14 protein-coding genes are annotated in these 17,968 nt (G+C 69.6%); 12 read left to right on the forward strand and 2 right to left on the reverse strand.

The features are described from left to right. Positions 1–107: 107 nt before the first annotated feature. The 9 genes from nadB to NWF22_RS12500 all read left to right on the forward strand — a co-directional run bounded on the left by nadB (position 108) and on the right by NWF22_RS12500 (position 10,174). Positions 108–1,736 (forward strand): L-aspartate oxidase, encoded by a 1,629-nt coding sequence (gene nadB, locus NWF22_RS12460; RefSeq protein WP_160901986.1) that lies wholly within the window; start codon positions 108–110, stop codon positions 1,734–1,736. 68 nt (positions 1,737–1,804) lie between these two features. Then, positions 1,805–2,731, forward strand: coding sequence for an alpha/beta fold hydrolase (locus tag NWF22_RS12465; protein ID WP_160901987.1), 927 nt, complete (start codon positions 1,805–1,807; stop codon positions 2,729–2,731). 820 nt (positions 2,732–3,551) lie between these two features. Beyond that, complete coding sequence (locus NWF22_RS24490) at positions 3,552–3,827, forward strand: hypothetical protein (RefSeq protein ID WP_309249709.1); 276 nt, start codon at positions 3,552–3,554, stop codon at positions 3,825–3,827. 121 nt (positions 3,828–3,948) lie between these two features. After that, positions 3,949–4,242, forward strand: coding sequence for a metal-sensitive transcriptional regulator (locus NWF22_RS12475; protein ID WP_160901989.1), 294 nt, complete (start codon positions 3,949–3,951; stop codon positions 4,240–4,242). Between the two features lie 83 nt (positions 4,243–4,325). Next, positions 4,326–4,529 (forward strand): heavy-metal-associated domain-containing protein, encoded by a 204-nt coding sequence (locus NWF22_RS12480; RefSeq protein WP_160901990.1) that lies wholly within the window; start codon positions 4,326–4,328, stop codon positions 4,527–4,529. Further along, the gene (locus NWF22_RS12485) at positions 4,526–4,675 is read left to right on the forward strand and encodes a hypothetical protein (RefSeq protein ID WP_202398469.1); all 150 of its coding nucleotides are present in this window, start codon (positions 4,526–4,528) and stop codon (positions 4,673–4,675) included. Before NWF22_RS12480 ends, NWF22_RS12485 begins: the two co-directional genes overlap by 4 nt. A gap of 6 nt (positions 4,676–4,681) precedes the next feature. Continuing rightward, positions 4,682–6,943: a heavy metal translocating P-type ATPase gene (locus NWF22_RS12490; protein WP_160901991.1), complete on the forward strand. Its 2,262-nt coding sequence runs from the start codon at positions 4,682–4,684 to the stop codon at positions 6,941–6,943. A gap of 150 nt (positions 6,944–7,093) precedes the next feature. Next, positions 7,094–8,569: an FAD-binding protein gene (locus NWF22_RS12495; protein ID WP_160901992.1), complete on the forward strand. Its 1,476-nt coding sequence runs from the start codon at positions 7,094–7,096 to the stop codon at positions 8,567–8,569. A gap of 51 nt (positions 8,570–8,620) precedes the next feature. Then, the gene (locus NWF22_RS12500; protein ID WP_258321130.1) at positions 8,621–10,174 is read left to right on the forward strand and encodes a molybdopterin-dependent oxidoreductase; all 1,554 of its coding nucleotides are present in this window, start codon (positions 8,621–8,623) and stop codon (positions 10,172–10,174) included. Positions 10,175–10,590: 416 nt separating this feature from the next. On the opposite strand, the gene NWF22_RS12505 is transcribed toward NWF22_RS12500, so the two are convergent. After that, positions 10,591–13,065, reverse strand: a complete 2,475-nt coding sequence (locus NWF22_RS12505; RefSeq protein WP_160901993.1) for a helix-turn-helix domain-containing protein — start codon at positions 13,063–13,065, stop codon at positions 10,591–10,593. A 5-nt stretch (positions 13,066–13,070) separates the two neighbouring features. Then, entirely contained in the window at positions 13,071–14,834 is a 1,764-nt protein-coding gene (locus tag NWF22_RS12510; protein ID WP_160901994.1) for an Hsp70 family protein, read from the reverse strand. 353 nt (positions 14,835–15,187) lie between these two features. Between NWF22_RS12510 and NWF22_RS12515 the strand changes: the two genes are divergently transcribed. The 3 genes from NWF22_RS12515 (at position 15,188) to NWF22_RS12525 (ending at position 17,928) form a co-directional block, all read left to right on the forward strand. Then, on the forward strand, positions 15,188–15,745 hold the full coding sequence (locus NWF22_RS12515; protein ID WP_160901995.1) for an IniB N-terminal domain-containing protein: 558 nt from the start codon (positions 15,188–15,190) through the stop codon (positions 15,743–15,745). A gap of 153 nt (positions 15,746–15,898) precedes the next feature. Continuing rightward, on the forward strand, positions 15,899–16,966 hold the full coding sequence (locus NWF22_RS12520) for an IniB N-terminal domain-containing protein (RefSeq protein WP_160901996.1): 1,068 nt from the start codon (positions 15,899–15,901) through the stop codon (positions 16,964–16,966). A 284-nt stretch (positions 16,967–17,250) separates the two neighbouring features. Continuing rightward, the gene (locus NWF22_RS12525; protein ID WP_160901997.1) at positions 17,251–17,928 is read left to right on the forward strand and encodes a hypothetical protein; all 678 of its coding nucleotides are present in this window, start codon (positions 17,251–17,253) and stop codon (positions 17,926–17,928) included. Positions 17,929–17,968 lie beyond the last annotated feature (40 nt).

The raw sequence follows: 17,968 nt of genomic DNA on the forward strand, positions 1-17,968 counted from the left end.
TCACGGGTGCGCTCCCGCGGCGCCGAGGCGTAGAGTTTTCGACTGGGAATCGAAAACGCGGTCGCCGGGTTGAACCGGAGTGACACGTCCCGGCCGAGAGGTGCGACATGCAGCTGACCGAACGCGACGAGATGCGCGCCGACCTGGTGGTGGTCGGGGCCGGGGTGGCCGGCCTGACTGCGGCGGTGACCGCTGCGGAGGCCGGCCTGCGGGTCGTCGTGCTCCACAAGGGTGCGGCGTGGCAGGCGGATCGGCCCGAGCAGTCGACCGCGACCTTCTACGCTCAGGGCGGCATCGCGGTGGTGGACCCTGCGGCGCCCGACGACTCGGTGGACCTGCACCTCGCGGACACGATCGCGGCCGGCGCGGGACTCACCGACCCGACCACGTCGCGACCGATCCTCGCCGACGGCCCGACTGCGGTGTCCGGGCTCATCGGCTGGGGTGCCGAATTCGACCGCACCGCTGCCGGCGACCTGGCGCGCACCCGCGAAGGCGGGCACTCCGTACGCCGCATCGTCCACGCCGGCGGTGACGCCACCGGAGCCGCGGTGCAAACCACGCTGAGCCGGCGACTGCACGCCGCCGCGACGACTCTGCCCATCGAGTGTGTGGACGACTCGATCGCCGTCGGCATCCTGCGCGCCGCCGGCCAGGTGTCCGGTGTCGCGTTCCGCACCGGCGACCGCGATCGCGTGGTCCACGCACCGACGGTGCTGCTCGCGACCGGCGGCAGCGGCCACCTGTATGCGGCGACGACGAACCCGTCTGGCGCGACCGCCGACGGCATCGCGCTGGCCCTGCACGCCGGTGCGGTCGTCGCGGACATGGAGTTCATCCAGTTTCATCCGACGATGCTCCACGTCGACGGTGCACGCGGTCGCCGCACCCTGATCAGCGAGGCCGTTCGGGGTGAGGGCGGCCGGCTCGTCGATGCCGCGGGCCGATCGATCACCGACGGCGTCCACCCGCGGGGCGATCTGGCGCCCCGCGACGTCGTCGCCAACGCCATCGAGGCCCGGTTGGCCGCCTCCGGAGATCCGTGCGTCTACCTCGACATCCGCGGTGTCCCCGACTTCGAGCGTCGGTTTCCGACCGTGACGGCCGGGGTCATCGCCGCCGGCCTCGACCCGTCGAGCGGCCGGATACCCGTCGTTCCCGGTGCGCACTACCTGTGCGGTGGAGTGCTGACCGATGTCGACGGCCGCACCGCGGTCCCCGGGCTGCTGGCCGCCGGTGAGGTCGCCCGGACCGGGCTGCACGGCGCAAACCGGTTGGCGTCCAACAGTCTTCTCGAAGGGCTCGTGATGGGTCGGCGTGCGGCAGCCGTGGCGGCCGCACGGCGCGGACGGCCGATTGCCGAGGTGGACCCGGACGTGCACGGGGTCCTCGCCCCGATGATGGACCGACGCGGGCTCCAGGACCGGATGACACGGTCGGTCGCCCTGCGTCGAGACGCCGAGGGGTTGGCGGGGGTGGCCGCCGATCTGGCCCACGCGACCGTGCGGCCGGTGCGCACCGTCGCAGATGCCGAGGATGCCGCGCTGACCCTGGCCGCCCGCGTGGTGGTCGCCGCGGCGGACGCCCGCGCCGAGTCGCGGGGGTGTCACACCCGTACCGACCACCCACAGACCGATCCGATCGCCCACACCCGCAGTTTCGGCCTCATCGACGGCGAGATCAGCGTCTGCGCGGGCAGCGACGTGATCGCCGACATCCAGGCGCTGGTGCCCTGAGCGGTCGGTGCGACCCGGGTCACGCAAACGTGCGGCGGCCGGGGCGAATGACGGTAACGTCGGCGAGCATGACCGCGCCCGCCCGGATCGACGTGGACCTCGGCCACCTCCGTCTGCATGCGCTCACCTGGGGCGACCCGGCGGCGCCGCTGGCCATCTGCCTGCACGGCTTCCCCGACTCCGCCTGGACGTGGCGACATCTCGGCCCGACGCTCGTCGCCGCCGGTTACCGCGTGGTGGCGCCCTTCACCCGCGGCTATGCGCCCTCGGACGTCCCCGCCGACGGCGACTACCACGTCGCAGCGCTGGCCTATGACGCGCTGGCCCTGCACCGTGCGCTCGACGGCGACGACCGCGCAGTGCTGATCGGACACGACTGGGGCGCGATGACCGTGCACGCGATCGCCACCCGCACCGACCATCCGTTCCGACACCTGATCGCCCTCGCGGTGCCGCCGATCGCAGCTGTCCGGGATCTGTCGATCCGGTCCCGCGTGCGACTGCTCCCGAGTCAGGTCGCCAAGAGTTGGTACATCGTCGTCAACCAGCTTCCGGTCCTGCCGGAGCGGACGCTCGACCGTCTCATCCCGTTGCTCTGGCGCCGCTGGGGACCGACACCGGCGACCGAAGACGTCGACAACGCGCTGGCGACGATCCCGACCATGGCCCACCGCTGCGCGATACTTAACTACTACCGCGCACCGGTGCGGTCGCGGGTGAACGAACGGTATGCCGACGACTCCACCGCGTGGTTGCGGCGCCCGCTCACACCGATCACCTACCTCCACGGAGACGCCGACCGCTGTCTGCACCCCGGGTTCGTGGACGGTTTGCCCGAGGTGTTGCCGGCCGGCAGCACCGTGGTCCGGGTGGCGTCGGCCGGACACTTCCTGCAGCTCGATCAGCCTGAGGTCGTCGGCCGACACATTGTGGCAGCTCTCGACGCCACAGGTTTCCCACGACACCCGGGCCGCGACTCTGGCGGGGACGGGTGATTCCTTCGTACACTTGCCGCCGGGGAGGGCACCGAGTGGTCATCAGGCGCAGTCGGGGGCGTCATATGGCGGGTGCTGCGCATTCATGCGCGCCCCGAGTGAGTTGTTGACCTACCACGATGTGCGTGATGCCCGAAGGAGTGACCGTATGAACGGCGAAGGCTGCTGGTCGACGGTCGTTTGTACACCGTCCGAACGCGCCGCGTTGGGCCTGACCGGGCAGTCGGAGTGGCTGCTGCACTGCCGGTTGGTTGCGGGCCACCGGGGAAACCATGCCACCGATGCCAGCTCACATCCCCGCGTCGACCGTCGACTGTGGTTGGAGTGGAACGACTTTGACGATCATGCCCAGTCGCTGATCGAGCGCAATCCCTGCACGGTGCGTTCGCCGCAGGGCACCGGATGCCTCTTCTACGAAGGGCACGGCGGTGGGCACTTCTTCGCGCCGTCCAACGGGCACGCGCCCACAGCGGTGCAGAGACCACCACAGGCTGCGCCACCACAGGCTGTGCCGCCACCGGGCGGGGCGCCGCAACAGCAGTCGACACCCGGGCCGCCGACACCCGGGCGGCCGACACCCCGGCCGCCGGCCCGCCCGCCCGCTCCGCCGCGGGCCGCCGGTGAGCCGCGGCCCGCGCAGCAGTCTCCCGGACGGTCCGGCCCGATGCGACCGGCCGCGCCACGTCCGTCCACACCGGCACCCGCGGACCACGCGTCGGGCGTTCGACGCGAAGCGACCGCACAGCCGGTGGGTGCGCACGCCGGACGTCAGGGTTACCGACTCGGCCGTCGGTCCACTGACGCCGCGCCACCTGCGGATATGACACGGAATGCGTCGAGTCGGCATCGTCTGCCCGAACCCGACGACCCGGAGCCCACTCCCGCGCCGACCGCCCCCGCCGTACCGGCCCAGCCGCCCCGCGAGGCGGTGCCGGGCCCGATCGCCGGGTCGGGGACCGGACGGGCGTCCGGAGTCGCCCACGGTGGCGACGGCCGCGATGCCGAGATCGCGGCCGCGCTGCGCGAAGTCGCCGTTGCGCTGGAGAAACTCGCGTCCGCGATGCGACCGCCGGAGGGCCCAACCGGGCGAGGATAAGCGTTTTCGGTCGTCAGCCGAGTTGCTCACTCGGCAAAGCTGCTGTTCAAAGACGGTGGGCGGAAGACCGTTTCCCATGTACCCTAGGGGGGTACCGGTATCTGAGGGTAGGATGGACAACATGGACACCGCACAGCACGGCTACATCGGCCGCAAGGACGACTACCTCAAACGCCTCCGGCGGATCGAGGGTCAGGCGCGCGGCCTGCAGCGCATGGTCGACGACGAGGCCTACTGCATCGACATCCTCACGCAGCTGTCTGCCATGACCAAGGCGTTACAAGCCGTCGGGCTGGGATTGCTCGAGGAGCACATGAACCATTGCGTCATGCACGCCGCTCAGGAGAGCAGCGCCGCCGGCCACGAGAAGATCGACGAGGCCATGGCGGCCATCACCCGTCTCGTCAAGTCCTGAGCGGACCATCCACACAGATCCCGGTACACCCGAACAGCCCTGCGCACGCGTCGTTTCGACGTTGAATCAAGGAGGAATCCGTCATGAGCACCGCCACCTACACCGTCGCCGGCATGACCTGCGGACACTGCGTCGCATCGGTGCGTGAGGAGATCGAGGAGATCGCCGGCGTCCGCAGCGTCGACGTCTCCCTCGACACCGGGGCCGTGGAGGTCACCAGCGACCGCGAACTCGACTTGTCCGAGGTGAACGCCGCGGTGACCGAGGCCGGCTACCAACTGGCATGAACAATCCTGCGTACCGGATCGCCGGCTTCGTCCTCGCCCTGGCCGCGGTCTTCGTGCTCGCCTTCGGCGTCGGTCGGGCCGTGGATCCGTGGGCCACGGACCCGGCGGTACCCGCCCCCGGTACCCACCAACAGCATTCGGAGTAGCGGGAGATGACCACTGCCATCGCACAGATCGACTTCGACATCGACGGCATGACCTGCGCCTCGTGTGCCAACCGCATCGAGCGCAAACTGAACAAGCTCGACGGTGTCCGGGCGTCGGTGAACTATGCGACCGAGCAGGCGCATGTCGAGTTCCCGACCACGCTGGACTCCGCCGATCTGATCACGGTGGTGCGCGACGCCGGATACGACGCGTCGCCGGCCGCCGGGTCGGGCGACGACGAGGACGAGGAGCCGGCCGGGCGCGGTGACGTCGAGCTCGACAGTCTGCGGCAGCGGCTCGTCGTCTCCGCTGTGCTCAGCGTGCCGGTGATCGCGTTGGCCATGGTGCCGGCGTGGCAGTTCACCTACTGGCAGTGGCTGTCGCTTACGCTGGCCGCACCCGTCATCGTCTGGGGTGCCTATCCATTTCATCGCGCGGCGTGGATCAATCTGCGTCACGGCGCCACCACCATGGACACCCTCGTGTCGATGGGGACGCTCGCCGCGTTCGCCTGGTCGCTCTACGCGCTGTTCTTCGGCACGGCCGGCGAACCCGGGATGCATCACGGCTTCGATCTCATCGCGTCCCGCGGTGACGGCGCGGCCAACATCTACCTCGAGGCCGCGGCGGGTGTCACCACCTTCCTGCTGGCCGGCCGTTACTTCGAGAAACGTGCCAAGCGTCGCGCCGGCGACGCCCTGCGCGCGCTGCTGGACCTCGGCGCCAAAGATGTCGCCGTCCTCGTCGATGGGGCCGAGCGCCGGATTCCGGTGTCCGAGCTGGCCGTCGACGACGTGTTCGTGGTGCGTCCCGGCGAGAAGATCGCCACCGACGGCATCGTCGTGGACGGGGCGTCGGCGGTCGATGCGTCGATGATCACCGGCGAATCGGTGCCCATCGAGGTCACCACCGGCGACGAGGTCATCGGTGCCACCGTCAACGCCGCCGGCCGACTACTGGTCCGCGCCACTCGGGTGGGGTCGGACACCTCACTCGCACAGATGGCGAAGATGGTCGCCGATGCGCAGGCCGGCAAGGCCGACGCCCAGCGACTCGCCGACCGGATCTCCGCGTACTTCGTGCCCGCCGTGATCGCCATCGCCGTCGCCACCCTGGGTTTCTGGCTCGGAAGCGCAAGCGTCGCCGCCGATTCCGGAGGCATCTCGGTCGCCTTCACCGCGGCCGTCGCCGTGCTGATCATCGCGTGCCCGTGCGCCCTCGGGCTGGCCACACCGACCGCGCTGATGGTCGGGACCGGTCGGGGCGCGCAACTCGGGGTGCTGCTCAAAGGGCCGGAGGTGCTCGAATCCACCAAGCGGGTGGACACGATCGTGCTCGACAAGACGGGCACGGTGACGACCGGGGAGATGACCCTGCAATCCATGGCCGTCATCACCGACGGCCCGTGCGAGGAATGGGCGTTGCGCTCGGCGGCCGCCGTCGAAGCGGGGTCGGAACACCCGATCGGACGCGCGATCGTGGCGGCCGCCGCGCGCCGGTACGCCGAGCCGGCGCTGCCGGCCGACGAATTCCGCGCGATCGAGGGCGCCGGGGTGACCGGCGTTGTCGACGGCGTTCGCGTGACCGTCCGGAAGCCGAGCCGCGACGTCGGCGAGCTGCCCGAACCTCTTGCCGACGCCGTCGCCGGGGCGCACGGCGGCGGCGCCACGGCGGTGATCGTGTCGTTCGACGACCGACCGGTCGCGGTGCTCGTGGTGGGGGACCAGATCAAGGAGTCGTCGGCGGCGGCGATCGCCGAACTGAAACACATGGGCCTGACCCCGGTGCTGCTGACCGGCGACAACACCGGCGCCGCCGACCACGTGGCCCGGTCGGTCGGCATCGAACAGGTCATCGCCGAGGTCACGCCCGCCCAGAAGTTGGCGACCATCGCGGATCTGCAGAGCCACGGCCGCTCGGTGGCGATGGCCGGCGACGGCATCAACGACGCCGCCGCGCTGGCCCAGGCCGACCTGGGTATCGCGATGGGCACCGGCACCGACGTGGCGATCCAGGCCGGCGACCTGACGGTGGTCAGTGGTGACCTGTGGGCGGTGGTCGACGCCATCCGACTCGCCCGCCGCACCCTGACCACCATCAAGGGCAACCTGTTCTGGGCGTTCGCCTACAACGTCGCGGCCATCCCGATCGCCGCCGCCGGACTGCTCAACCCCATGCTCGCTGGCGGCGCCATGGCGTTGTCGTCGGCGTTCGTGGTGGCCAACAGCCTGCGACTGCGGCGGTTCCGCGCGCACTCGCGCCGCTAGTGTCCGGGCCCTACGCAACCGCGCACCCGTCGGGCTCCCGCGCACATCGCGACGTGCGCGCGGGCGTGGCGAGTGCGCGGTTGGTATCCTGCTGCGCAGGGATCACGCCAGAACTAGAACAGGTTCTAGTTGATCGTTTACGCTGTGGGCATGGCAGGTTCTGAGATCCCCGAGACCATCGCCGCCGCCTCTGTCGCGGCCTACTCCGACGACGTCGACGTGCTGGTCATCGGGTGCGGGGTGGCCGGCGGGAGTGCCGCAGTGGAGGCAGCGGCAGCGGGCGCGAAGGTGCTGGTACTGGAACGCGCCGCGGCTGCGGGTGGTACCAGCTGTATGGCCGGCGGGCACTTCTATCTCGGTGGCGGCACCGCCGTGCAACAGGCCACCGGCCACGACGACAGTCCCGAGGAGATGGAGAAATACCTCACCGCGGTGTCGCGCGATCCGGAGCCGGACAAGATCCACGCCTACTGCGTCGACAGTGTCGAACACTTCGACTGGCTCGAGTCGCTCGGTTTCGCCTTTGAGCGCAGCTTCTACCCCGAGAAGGCGGTCATCCAGCCGCAGACCCAGGGCCTGATGTTCACCGGCAACGAGAAGGTGTGGCCGTTCAAGAACATCGCCACACCCGCACCGCGCGGACACAAGGTCCCGGTGCCCGGTGACACCGGCGGTGCATCGATGGTGGTGGAGTTGCTGGTGAAGCGCCTCGCCGAACTCGGTGCGGAGATCCGTTACGAGACCGGTGCACGCCGACTCGTCGTCGACGACACCGGCGCGGTGGTCGGCGCCTCCTGGCGCACCCCCGGCGAAGAGGGCGTCATCCGCGCGAAGTCGGTGATCATCGCCGCGGGCGGCTTCGTGATGAACGAGGAGATGGTCGCGCGGTACGTGCCGCACGTCGCGCAGAAGCCGTTCACCCTCGGCAGTACCTACGACGACGGACTCGGCATCCGGCTCGGGGAGTCGGTGGGTGCGGCGCTACGCCACATGGATCAGGCCTTCGTCACCGCACCGATCTATCCGCCCAGCATCCTGCTGACCGGGATTGTGGTCAACCGCAACGGCGACCGGTTCGTCGCCGAGGACTCCTACCATTCGCGCACGTCCGGATTCGTGATGGACCAACCCGATTCGGCCGCATTCCTCATCGTCGACGAAGCCCATATGCAGCGTCCCGAGGTGCCCCTGATCACGTTGATCGACGGGTGGGAGACCGTTGCCGAGATGGAATCCGATCTCGGGATTCCCGAAGGCCGCTTGCAGACGACCCTCGCCGACTACAACGCCAACGCCGCCCGCGGGGCGGACCCGGACTTCCACAAGTCGGCGGAGTTCCTCGCCCCGCAGGATCACGGTCCGTGGGGCGCCTTCGATCTGAGCCTCGGCAAGGCCATGTACTCCTGTTTCACGATCGGCGGTATGGCCACATCGGTGGACGCCGAAGTGCTCGACGAGGCGGGCACACCCATCCGGGGCCTCTACGCTGCCGGTGCCTGCGCCGCCAATCTCGCCCAGGACGGCAAGGGCTATGCGAGTGGCACCCAGCTCGGCGAGGGATCGTATTTCGGTCGCCGCGCCGGCCGGCATGCCGCGCAGCGATCGGCACTTGTGACCGAAGGATGACGGCTCGCCCGGCTCGCGGCAAGCGGCCGACATCCTGAGGTATCAAGGGGTGTGATCTCCGGAGTTCGAGCCCGTGGCCAGCTGGTGGGTGCCGCGCTGGCCGGCGTGCTGGCCGTCGGTGTGGGGCTCGCGGTCGGCGAACTCGCCGCGGCCTTCGTCGATCCCGCCGCATCGCCGTTCTTCGCCGTCGCCGCGGGGGTCGTGGACCATGCGCCCACGTTCGGCCGGGAATTCGCCATCGGCACCTTCGGTACCGCCGACAAGGCGGCGCTCTATGTCGGGATGGCGGTGCTCATCACATTCATCGCCGCCGGGTGCGGGATGGTCGAGCAGCGGCGGCCGCCGATCGGGTCGGTGATCGTGGGTGCGTTCGGACTGCTCGGCATGGTCGCCGCGCTGGGCCGCGCCGAGGCACGGTGGACCTTCGCGGTCCCGTCGGTGCTGGCCGCGGCGGTCGCCATCCTCACGGTGCGCGTGCTGGTCGGGATGCTCGGGTCGGCAGACACGCCCGACGATGACGGCGAGCAGACCGCCCGCACCGGCATCGACCGGCGGTTCCTGCTCACCGCCGGTGGCATCGCCGCCCTGGCCGTGGTGGTGGGCACGGTCGGGCGCCGGATGCTGGCCGACACCGCACGTACCGTTGCCGACCGCACCAAGGTCGTGTTGCCGACGCCGCGCGCGCCGGCACCGCCCGTTCCGCCGGCCGCCGACCTGGACCTGCCCGGTGCCACCCCGTTCGTCACGCCCAACGCCGACTTCTACCGCATCGACACCGCGCTGCAGGTCCCGAACCTGACCACCGACGGATGGTCGCTGCGCATCCACGGACGTGTCGACAACGAGACCCGCATCGGCTGGGACGACCTGATCGCGATGCCGATGACCGAACGTCTCGTCACGTTGACGTGTGTGTCCAACGAGGTCGGTGGCGACCTCATCGACAACGCGCGCTGGCTGGGCGTCCCGATGAAAGCCCTGCTCGACCGTGCCGGGGTGCAGCCCGGCGCCGACATGCTGTTGTCGACGAGTGCGGATGGATGGACTTGCGGCACACCGGTGTCGGCGGTCACCGACGGCCGCGACGCGCTGCTGGTGGTCGGCATGAACGGCGAACCGCTGCCGGTGGAACACGGGTACCCGGTGCGTCAGGTCGTGCCCGGCCTCTACGGCTATGTCTCGGCGACGAAATGGGTGACGGACTGGGAGCTCACCTCCTTCGCCGACGCCAAGGCCTACTGGACGACCCGTGGCTGGTCGGCGCTCGGACCCATCAAGCTGTCCTCCCGGATCGATCGGCCCACCGACTCGAGGATCGAGGCGGGCGAGGTGATCGTCGCGGGAACCGCGTGGGCACAGCACACCGGGATCGCGGCGGTCGACGTACGCGTCGACGACGGGCCGTGGCAGCGTGCCGACCTGGCCGCCGAATATTCCGTCGACACCTGGCGGCAGTGGCGATTCGCCTGGGACGCGACACCCGGCGAGCACAGGGTGGAGTGTCGCGCCGTCGACAAGGACGGTCGGCAGCAGGTCGAGAGCTACGCGTCCCCGATTCCCGACGGCGCCACCGGACTCGACGCGCGTACCTTCTCGGTGTCTTGATCGCGGGTGTCCGTTCGGCTCATCGCTCAGCTTGCTCGGATGGTGTGTCCGGCCGACGGTTCTGTGCGGCCCGCCGAGGTGCCCTCACAGCACGTGCCGTCGTGTCCACTGGATGCACCGACAGGGGGATCGGCTCGCTGAGCGTATACCGCGTGGAGGATCGCGACGGGCGGATCGTCGTCTGGCCGTGAGACTGTCCCAGATGGCACCTCAGCGCCGTGCGGTCGTCTCAGCAGCGATCGTGTCGCGCTCACGTGTCATCTGAGACGAGTTCCCTGGTGGGGTGTGCCGATCGTCGTCATGGCCTCGGGCACCGGATCGTTGCTCGCCGTCCTGATCGGTCGGGCCGAAGGTGTGATGCTCGCGGACACTTCTGCGGCGCCTCGCGTCGGCGACGTCGTCACAGGGTCCGCCCGTCAGGCGGTCAGCTCGCGGCCGAGCTGCATCGCACGGAGCATGGACAGCATCTCCGATCGCGTCTCGGCGCCGATGCGTCGGCGGATGCGCGCAACGTGATGTTCCACGGTCTTCGCGGAGATGAACAACTGCTCGCCGATCCCGCGGTAGGTGATACCGGAGAGCAGCAGGACAGCAACCTCGCGTTCGCGTTCGCTGAGCGCTGTCACGGCAGGTCCCGGCGTGGCCCGCTCGCCCGGCGCCGACGATGCCGGGACGGCGTCGGGTGTCGGATCGCCCCCGGGAGCGACGCCGTGGCGGTAGGTGCGCAGCGACCGGGCCAGCTGCAACATCGCTGCGCTGACCCGCGCATCAGAGGCCTGCAGGGCGGCGTGACCGGCGAGCCGGGCCCCGTCCCAGGCGTATCCGTACCGGTCCAGTCCCCGCGCCGCCATCTCCACGTCCTCCGGAGTCACCGTGCCGCCCAACACATGTACCCAGACCCGGCCGGCCCGGGCCAGCGTGGCCGCCTGACGATTGGCACGTCCCGCCGCGGCCAGCGCCTGCGCGTGCGGGATCAATTCCGACGGTGACTCGGCGGCGATGGCGGCGTGCACGCCGTACCAGTGAGTGGCCACCGACCACTGTGGGGCATCGCCGATGCCGTGCAGGATCGATCGGAGCTGTGCCAGCAGCGGGGCGATCTCCTCGGTTTCACCGAGCGCCGCCGCGGCCACCCACAGTTCGCCGACGAACAGAAGGCCGAAGAGGTCGATCTCGCACTCGCCCAACGCGTTCGCCGCCGCATCCCACGCGGCGCGGAGCTGCGCGGGGTCGCCCCGCCGACGAGCCACCGCAACCCGCAGCGCGGCGATCGCCAGTTCGTCCCGCACGCACCGTACCTGGTCGGTCAGGTGGGAGATGTGCGCCGCGGTGCCCTCGACGTCGCCCTCCAAGAGGTGGACCCAGGCCATGAGCACACGATGCCGCGGTCGATGCATGGGCGGCAGGCGCTCGGCGGGGGAGCGCTCGAGCACGGCACGAGCTCGGGAGAGCTGTCCACGGTGCATGGCGAGCAGCGCCGCGACGGCGACCGCTCTGCCCGCGGTCAACGTCCCGGTGCCGCAACTGCGTTCGGCAGCCGCCGCGCGGATCAAGGTGTGCAGGGCGGCCGGGCTGTCCTCGGTCAACGACTGAGCCAGACCGGTGGCGACCATGGATGCCACCTCGGTGGTGAGACCTGGGGCGTCGAATTCGGACTCGCCCCGCGCGAATGCCAGGACACGGTCCGGTGACCCGATTGCCACCTCCGCGATCGCCCGCATCGGCTCGCCACCGGCCGCGACAATCTCATCGGGGCGGTCACCGGTTCGGGTGGTGTCGAGCCAGGCGTACAGTTTCGCAGCGCGATGTGGCTGCCCCGTCATCGTCGCCACCGTCGATGCGATCTCGACTGCACGATCGCGCTGTGGTTGCGGGAGCACCTCGTGCCACAGGGTGTCGACCACCGTGCCGGCCGCTTCGGCGTCGCCGGCGGTCAGGAGCCGGCATGCGTTGTCGAGCCGATCCTGCACCGAGGGCACGACTCCGTCGGCCGACAGCTGACGCGCCAGGTGATCGGTGACCAGGCCGTGGGGGCGCAACGCGGCGGTCAGCTGCTGTTCGATCTCCACCATCCGCGTCCGTCCGATCGCGGCCAGCACCTGGCGACGCACGTCGGCCGCAAACGCAGGACCATCGCCGCAGAGCCCGACGCACCGGGCCGAGTCGATGACGTCGGCGGCATGTTGGGGCTCGATGCCGAGCGCCGCAGCCATCTCGGTCGGCCCGACCTCCACCCGGAGCGAGAGAATGCCGAGCGCCTCGACCTCGAGATCGGAGAGCGATGCCAATCGGTCGCGGATGCATGCGGCGACGGCGGCAGCGGCGCCGCGCATGTCGGCTCCCGCAGCGAATGCGTGGCGTGCGGCGGCGACGAGCTGCCGGTTGCCGTTGGTCATCGCCGCGACCTCGCGGGCCCGGTTGCCGTGGTCGCCGCCGACCTCGGCGAGCACGGTCTCGATCTCATCGACGGTGAGGCCGCCAAGCGTGATCGGCGGTGACTCCCGGGTCAGTGCGGTCAGCGCGACCCGAAGTGCCGCGCGTCGATGTATGGGCCGCGAAGCGGCCACGATCGGTGGCGTCGCCCGGCTCGCGATCTCGGTGACCACGGCCAGTCGCTCGTCGGTGAGCTGATCGAGATCGTCGATCACCAGAACGTCGACATCCGGCGGTGGGACGTCGGCGGCTTGGCTCGGTGCGGGCTGCGCGCCGACACGCATCCCACGACTGCGCAGCGACGCGCGGACGTGGCGTAGCATCTCACTCTTCCCGGTTCCGGCATCGCCGAGGACGAGTTGAATCCCCCCGGGATGGGGCAGGTCGTCATAGGACCCGACGAGGTCGGCAGACAGCCGGGCGAGGTCGATCGGCGACGTCGGAGACGGTGTGGACATCGGGTTCACCCGGACGGTGAGCCGGCGGGCTCGGCGACCGGTTCCTCGGGCGTGCCTTCACCGGCAGCGGGCTCCGGATCGGATTCGCCACCGGGGTCGGTGCCCGGATCGGTACCCGAACCCGTGCCCGGGTCAGTGCCCGTACCGGTTCCGGAGTCGGTTTCTGTGTCGATGGGGGTGCTGATCGAGGGACCCGGCTCGTCGGTGGGGTCTGGCGTGGTCACCTGCGGCTCGAGTGGCGGTGCCGGGGCCTGCTCGAATCGGGTGGCCTCCTCCACTTGCTCCGACGTCGAGGTGGTCGGTGCCGATGTGGACACCGGAGGGGGCGTCGGCGGCGAGTCGCCGTCCCTGGCGACGGCGAAGGCGGTCGCACTGACCGCGCCCAACACCGCGAGCGCGGCGACGGCGACGATCGCGGCTCGGCGCTTGTTGCCGGGCTTGCCATCGGCCTCCGTCCGGCGCTCGGACTCGATGAACTCAAGGACCGGACGTGCTGACCGCGCGTCGGGCGCCTGCTCGGCAGCCGGTCCGGCCGCGCCGGAGGCCAACGGCGCGGTCGGCGGGAGCGTAGCGGGTCGGAACTGCCGCGTGGTGGGTGTCGACGCGTCATTCGAGGGTGTGGCCGGCGGGCGGGCCGGGGTGTGTTCGGCGTCGGCCGCCGCGACCATGGCGCCGGCCGCCGGCCCGACGACGGGTGCCGGTCGCCGAGCGCTGCGGGCCGCGATCAGCGCCGCCCCCCGCGCTGCGGTCTGCCCCGGGTCGGGATCGACCAGCACCGGGACGTGGAAGTGACCCGAGAGGTGATGCACCATGGCACCGATGTTGGCGCCGCCGCCGATGGCGGCGATCGCCACCAAGTCGGAGGCCTGACGACCGGAGATGTCGAGCGCCTCGGAGATGCCGTGATCGAGCGGCGCAAGCTGTTCGCCGAGGAGGTCGTCGAGTTCATTTCTCGTCACCCGGATGTCCCCGCGAAAACCCGGCAGATCGACGTCGACGACGGAGACCGTGCTCTGCGACAGCTCCTCTTTGGCGCGTCGACATTGCGCCCGCACACCCCGGATGGCGTCGGTGAGGTTCACGTCGGCGGTCGACACCGACGCCGGGTCGAGGACCTGACCGAGCACATGCTGCAGGATTGCATGATCGAGATCGGCACCACTCGGACGCTCGAGCCGTACGACATCGGCCGGTGCCGAGTCGGGTCTTTCCGCTCCGTCGGCTGACGACCCGAGCTCGAGGACCGCCACCGAACTCCCCGAGGCACCCACGTCAACCACTGCCAGCAACCCTGCTGCCGGAAAATCGGGCTGGTCGCGGAGCCGTTCCACTGCGCAGTACATATCCGATTCGATACGGATGTCGTGGCGCAACCCGTTGCGCCCGAGCGCGGCGCGCATCGTCGCCACGGTGTGGTCCGGCCAATGCGCCGGATGGGCGATCACGGTCGACGGCGAGCCGTCGAATCGATCGGCGACGCCGCGCATCACACTGCGTATCGCGTGTGCGGTCAGGGCCTGGGCATCGTGGGTGCCACCGTCGGGTGTGGTGAGCGGGATGGGATCGCCGACGCGCTCGACGAACCCCCGGATCGTCATCCCGCCGTCGGAGACGCGCGGATTCTCCTGTCGCGTGCCCACCTCTGGGGGCAGGTGGGGTACGAGGGTGAGAATCGACGCTCGTGCGTGGTCGGGGTAGCTGTCGATCGGATACGTACTCGATCGGAATAGGCTTGTGCCGATGGAGATGCCCAATCCTGTTGCGGTCATCCGGATCGCCTCCTTCGTGCTGTGCAATCGGCTGCGTCGAGTTTCGGCGGGTGCCACGGCGAAAGCGTGAGTAATCGACTACTCGAAAAAACCCGCAACCCCCTACCCGACGGTGCGCGCCGGACCGATGCTCCACCTGCGCGGATGTCGGTGACCCCCTACCGCATCGCGCAGGGGCGGCCGGCCACCCCCTAGTGCCGGCACGTCGGTGTGCGGGCGCTACCCCGTAAACGACGATGTACCAACGCCTCTACGATCGAAGTGCACCGACCCACAGGGTGGCGGTCGGGGTCGGGTTCCGGCCCATCGACGCGCCGTCGTCGGTCCGAGAACCGCCGGAGAAGGGAACGGACATGACGACGCGCACGCTTCTCGACTTCGTCATGTGTTTGAACTACGACCCGGAGACGGCCGCCGCGTTCCGCGGTGATCCACAGCAGGCACTCATCGACGCCGGACTCCATCACGTCTCGGTGTCCGACGTCGAGAATCTCCTCGCGATCGTCGGTCCGTCTCCGCCATCGTCCGGCCTTGATCGGGGTGCGGTCGGGTCCGATGCGAGTATCTGGTCGACCAGCGAGGTCGCCCACGCCTTCGACGCCGCATTCCTCGACGGCGCCCCGCCTTCTGCCGACAGCGACCGGAATCCCGTCGAGGCCGAGGGTTTTGCCCCCGAGGGCAGGCCTTTTCCCGCCGAGGTCGAGGCGTATCCCGCCGGCGCCGGCCGGTTTCCTACCGACGACAGCCGAATTCCGGACGACCACAACCAGTTCGCCGTCGACACCGCAGGGCCCTTCATCGAGGACCGCCCGGAATCGCAGGAGAACGCCCTCGCACTCGATGATCCCGGTGCCCAGGCGGATCTGCCGGATGTCGACCATTCGGTGGACCTTCCGCTCGACGGACTGTGATCGGGCTGCCCCTAACGGTGTCCCGGATCCCCGTATCCGATCCCCAATCCCGATGTCCGACGACGGGGTCGGACCCCGTGTGCCCGGGCGCCGGACCGCCGTAGCGTTCACCCCAATCCTCCAGAAGAGAGGCATCACCACAGGGAGAACGACATGAATCCGAACCAGCAGATGGACGAACTCATCGCCTTCATCCAGAACCTGTTCGAAAGTGGGGAGGCCGCTGAGGATTTCGAGAAGAACCCGGGCCGGTGCCTGGAACTGGCCGGGCTGGACGACGTCACACCCGCGCAGGTCCAGGAGGCGGCGACCGTCGCGGCGCAGGCGGTGCAACCGGCTGCGGGCGGCGACGGCGGGTGGGCGCCACCGCCGGTCTCCGGCGGCGGCAGCGTCGCATCGATCATCCAGAACGTGACCAACAACTACTATCAGCAGTTCAACAACACGACGATCATCGGTGACAACAACACCGTCGACACGACCCAGACGATGGCGACCGGGGACGGATCGGTCGCCGTCGGTGGCAACGCCAACGGGCCCATCGCCACCACCGGCGGTGTCGCCGGGACAGACAACACGGTCGGGAACTCCACGGACGACCACAGCGTCGACGTCGACAAGTCGATTGACGGCGACGGCAGCGGCAACACCGCGAACACGAACGTCACCGACAACAGTCGCAACGACAGTCACAATCGCGCCGACGTCTCGGCGCCCGCACCGGCGACGACCCCTGTTGCCGCCCCGGCGCCGCAGCCGTTTCATCCCGCGCCGATTCCGGTCGACGACAGCACGGTGTTCGGGGTGTCGGAGCAGCCGTTGCACGCCTTGGCCACCACTCTGCCTTTCGCCGACCCCATTCCGGACGACCTGGTGTCGGACGCGCCCATCGACCCGAGGCTGACCACGACCGTCGACGACCTGACCGCGGGCGGCCAGTCGACGAGCGATGACGATCCCGACACGACCGAGCTTGCCGACAGCACGACTGCCCCCGACGCGGTGGACGGACCCTCGGAGTGGACGTACCCGGAAGATCCCGACCCGCTCGACGGCACGGTGGATGTGCCGCTGGATGCGCCGGTGTCCATCGCCGAACCGGTCACCTACGACACCCCTGCCGTGGCGCAACCCATGTCGACCGGGTACGACCCCGCACCCGTCGGCGAGCCCGCCGCAGCAGCTGTCGCGCCCGTCGATGCGGGACTCGACATGGGTTAGATCACAACACTTCTCGCGCGAACCACGATGTGGGCGGCCGCCGGCGGACCGGTGGCCGCCCACATCTGTGTGCGGCCCGGCGACCGCCTTGCCCACACTCCCTAATGTGGTGGGGCGCATTCGTGACGACCCCCGATCGGGTCCACGGAGGGGAGGGGGTGAACCCCGTTCTCTCGCCGGCAGGTAGCCCGTAGCGTCAGTTGTGTCGGAAGGCAACGACTTTCGATCACCAGCCAGAGCAGCAACCGATGTGGACAGCATCGACGAGATCAGGAGAAAACACCATGACCACACAATGGACCGGCGGGGACAACGTCTCGGGAATGGACGCGTCCGCCGACACCACGACCACCACCACGACCACCGCCTCGGGTACGGGATCCGTGGCCGTCGGCGGGGACGCGAGTGGGCCGATCGCCACCACGGGCGGTGTGGCGGGCGACGGGAATTCGGTGGGAAACAGCTACGAGGACAACAGCGTTCACGTCGACGAATCCGTGCACGGCAACAACAGCGGCAACACGCAGAACACCCACATCGAGGACAACAGCTACAACGACAGCCACAACAGCCTGACCGTCGAGGGCGGCGGGGAAGCCGGCGGTGGTTGGGGCGGCGGCGACGTCAACCTCGACGGCATCAACCTGGGTAATACGCGTGGCGGCATCACCAGCGACAACAGCAACAGCTACACCGAGACACACGATTCGCACGACATCTCCGATTCGTTCAACGACTCTCACGACGACAACTCGATCCACGACTCCCACGACGACAACTCGATCAACGACTCCTACAACCACGATTCCCATGACGTCACCAACAACACCGACTCGGGCCTGCTGCCCGGCGATGTCGTCGACGCGGCCGGCGGGCTGCTCGGCGGGGCGGCCGGAGCCGTGGGCGGTGCCGTCGGTGACGCAGTCGGCGCCATCGGAGACGTATTCGACGACATCTTCTGATGCCGCCGATGTTTCCGCCGTCATCGGGCGGGTGATCTCC

The sequence above is a fragment of the Gordonia mangrovi genome, assembly GCF_024734075.1.
Lineage (GTDB): Bacteria > Actinomycetota > Actinomycetes > Mycobacteriales > Mycobacteriaceae > Gordonia > Gordonia mangrovi.